General features: G+C 31.7%; 3 protein-coding genes. 1 reads left to right on the top strand and 2 read right to left on the bottom strand.

The window, feature by feature from the left end:
* Positions 1 to 188 precede the first annotated feature (188 nt).
* Together pdxT and pdxS are read right to left on the bottom strand one after the other, a co-directional pair.
* Positions 189 to 746, bottom strand: coding sequence for a pyridoxal 5'-phosphate synthase glutaminase subunit PdxT (pdxT, locus tag HMPREF2576_RS10770; protein WP_011082818.1), 558 nt, complete (start codon positions 744 to 746; stop codon positions 189 to 191).
* Positions 747 to 748: 2 nt separating this feature from the next.
* Complete coding sequence (gene pdxS, locus HMPREF2576_RS10775; protein WP_002438655.1) at positions 749 to 1,636, bottom strand: pyridoxal 5'-phosphate synthase lyase subunit PdxS; 888 nt, start codon at positions 1,634 to 1,636, stop codon at positions 749 to 751.
* Between the two features lie 96 nt (positions 1,637 to 1,732).
* On the opposite strand from pdxS, the gene HMPREF2576_RS10780 reads away from it, so the two are divergent.
* Positions 1,733 to 3,097: a MocR-like pyridoxine biosynthesis transcription factor PdxR gene (locus tag HMPREF2576_RS10780; RefSeq protein ID WP_002438651.1), complete on the top strand. Its 1,365-nt coding sequence runs from the start codon at positions 1,733 to 1,735 to the stop codon at positions 3,095 to 3,097.
* The last annotated feature ends 220 nt before the right edge of the window (positions 3,098 to 3,317 follow it).

The raw sequence follows: 3,317 nt of genomic DNA on the forward strand, positions 1-3,317 counted from the left end.
TAGATTTCTTCATAGCTAATCTTAGTATGTTTTAAATGATTTAAATATTAGAATTTTGACAAATAATTAGAACAATCAATCGTTATCTCACACATAGAGTAAAATAAACTACAATTTATTAAACTTCCTTCAAAATAAATTGTTAAAATTAATAGAAACTAATTTGTAAATCAAATATTACAAAATGATTAATGTTTAATCATGTGTTCAATAAAATACTTAGTGATACGATAATCATCAGTTAGTTCTGGATGGAAAGAAACACCGAGGTATTGTCCTTGTTTGACGGCTACTATTTTACCTCCAACTTTACTAAGTATTTCCACTCCGTTATCCACTTTAGCAATATGAGGTGCTCTAATAAATACTCCCTCAATATCATTTGCTATCCCTTTAATATCAAGTTCAGATTCAAAACTATCGACTTGTCTACCGAATGAATTACGCTCAACAGTTATATCTAATTTATTTAAATAACCAGACTCATTTTCAACATTTTTTGCAAGAACAATTAATCCAGCACATGTTCCAAACATTGGCAAATCTAATTGTTGTAACTTTTCTTTAAATCCATATAAATCCATTAAACGACGTAATGTTGTAGACTCTCCACCAGGTAATATTAGACCATCAATTTCATCTAGTTGCTCTACTCTTTTTATAGCAATGCCTTCATAACCACTTAATTCAATATGACGTATATGTTCACGTACAGCACCTTGTAAGGCTAAAACACCAATTTTAATCATTACCAACCACGCTCTTGCATTCTTTCTTCTAGTGAAATTTGATTAATATCTAGACCTTTCATAGCCGTACCTAGCTCACTAGCCAATTTTCCGATTAACTCATAATCTTGATAATGTGTTGTAGCTTGAACGATAGCTTTAGCAAATTTTTCAGAATCTTCAGATTTAAATATACCTGAACCAACAAATACACCATCTGCACCTAATTCCATCATTAGTGCTGCATCCTGAGGCGTAGCAACACCACCAGCTGCAAAATTAACTACAGGAAGACGTCCATTATCTTTAATTTGTTTTAATACTTCATAAGGTGCACCCAAATCTTTTGCAAATGTCATAATTTCATCATCATTCATAACTGTTAAGCGGCTAACTTCAGAATTAACACGTCTCATATGACGGACAGCTTCAACAATATTACCAGTACCAGGTTCACCTTTCGTACGCAACATCGCCGCACCTTCACCAATGCGTCGTGCTGCTTCACCTAAGTTACGACAGCCACACACAAAAGGAACTGTAAATTGATCTTTTCTTAAATGATATTCTTCGTCTGCAGGCGTTAATACTTCAGACTCATCTATATAGTCAACACCCATCGATTCTAAAACTCTAGCTTCTGTAATATGACCAATTCTGGCTTTAGCCATAACCGGAATTGATACGGCATTCATAACTTCTTCAACTATTTTAGGATTCGCCATACGTGCAACACCGCCAGCAGCACGAATATCTGATGGTACACGCTCTAATGCCATTACGGCAACAGCTCCGGCTTCTTCAGCAATTTTAGCTTGTTCTGCATTAACGACGTCCATAATGACACCGCCTTTTTGCATTTCAGCCATTCCTCTTTTAACTCGATCTGATCCTACTATTTTAGACATACTACTTACCCCTTTTCTTATTGATTAAATATATTTTACGAGATAAACTGATATTTAAAAAGGTTCAATTTGTACATAAAGATAGGGGTCAGTTAATTGAAAGTAAATCAACCACTTTATTTATCGTTATATGAAAAGTTAAAAAATCAAATTATCGAAGGTCAATATCAATCAAATGATAGATTTCCATCTAAACGACAGTTAAGTAACTATTTATCTGTTAGCCACACTACAATAGAACATGCATATCAATTACTTGTAGATGAGGGTTTCATTTATTCGAAACCTAGATCTGGCTACTTCGTTTCCGATATAGAATCGTTGCCAGTGATACATCGACAAACAAATCAATTAAACACTGATAACTTAGAAAAGAAGCAACGACAATATAAATATGCTTTTAATTTAGCTGAAATTGATTCTGAAAGTTTTCCTATGCACATTTTTAGAAAATATGCGAAAGACGTTTTTGAAGACCATCAGCTATCACTATTACAACGAGGCGAGCGTCAAGGGGAATATATTTTAAGGCAACAAATTTCACATTACTTATTTAATAGTCGTGGCGTCACTTGTCGCCCAAATCAAATTATTGTTGGATCATCAACAAGCCAGTTACTCGATATGATAACCAATTTACTAAAAAAAGAAGAATTTATTATTGAACAGCCAAGTTATCCACCTATTAAACATACGCTTGATAAAAAAGGTATAAGTTATATTCAAGTCCCAGTTGAACAAAATGGAATACAAATCGACCCTATTTTAAATACAAATAACAATATTTTGTATATAACACCATCTCATCAATTTCCAACTGGTTATGTCACCAATTTAAAAAAAAGAACACAATTAATCAATTGGTCCCATCAAGCTAAGCAAAGATATATTATCGAAGATGATTATGATTCAGAATTTAGATATTTTGGCAAACCCATACCTGCATTACAAAGTTTAGACACAAAAGGAAAAGTCATTTATATTAGTACTTTCTCAAAATCTTTATATCCAAGCTGTAGGATTGCATATATTGTTTTGCCACAAAATTTAATGCACAAATATAATAATCAAAAATATAAAGAGGGAAATACAGTGCCTGTGCATGTTCAACACATGGTTGCTCAATTCATGATAAGTGGGAAATTTGAAAGACATTTGAATAAAATGCGAAAGATATATAGAGATAAACTTGATTATATTTTAAAACGATTAAAGCCCTACAATACGCAAATAAAGATTGAAGGCGCACTAACTGGAATGCATTTTACAATAACTGTTAATAATGGATTGTCAATGAAACAATGTTTAAAAAATGCGAAAAAAAATAATTTAAAATTAAAACCTTATCATTACGAAAATTATTCTAAAGTTTATCCAAAATTTATTTTAGGATTTGGGGGGATAAAAAAAGAAGAATTAGAAGATCATGTTAATGCATTAATTCATTCACTCGTTATATAAATACTAGATTTTAAGAAACTTTAAAATGCTTTAATTATTGTTACGATACACAACAGTAATTAAAGCATTTAAGGTTGGATATGTTACTTAACCTTTATAAGCCACATATGAAATTACCTCTTATAAAAGTTGTTAAGTAGCGAATTTATTTATTAATACTTTCTTTTTTAGAACTATTTTTGCATAAAAAAAAGAGACCTTTCGGTCTCGATTAGGCTCA

The sequence above is a fragment of the Staphylococcus sp. HMSC063F05 genome (assembly GCF_001837075.1).
GTDB classification, from domain to species: Bacteria; Bacillota; Bacilli; order Staphylococcales; family Staphylococcaceae; genus Staphylococcus; species Staphylococcus epidermidis.

Excerpts from the sequence above, each read along its gene's own strand:
- pdxS (WP_002438655.1), bottom strand. The coding sequence starts at position 1,636 with ATGTCTAAAATAGTAGGATCAGATCGAGTTAAAAGAGGAATGGCTGAA.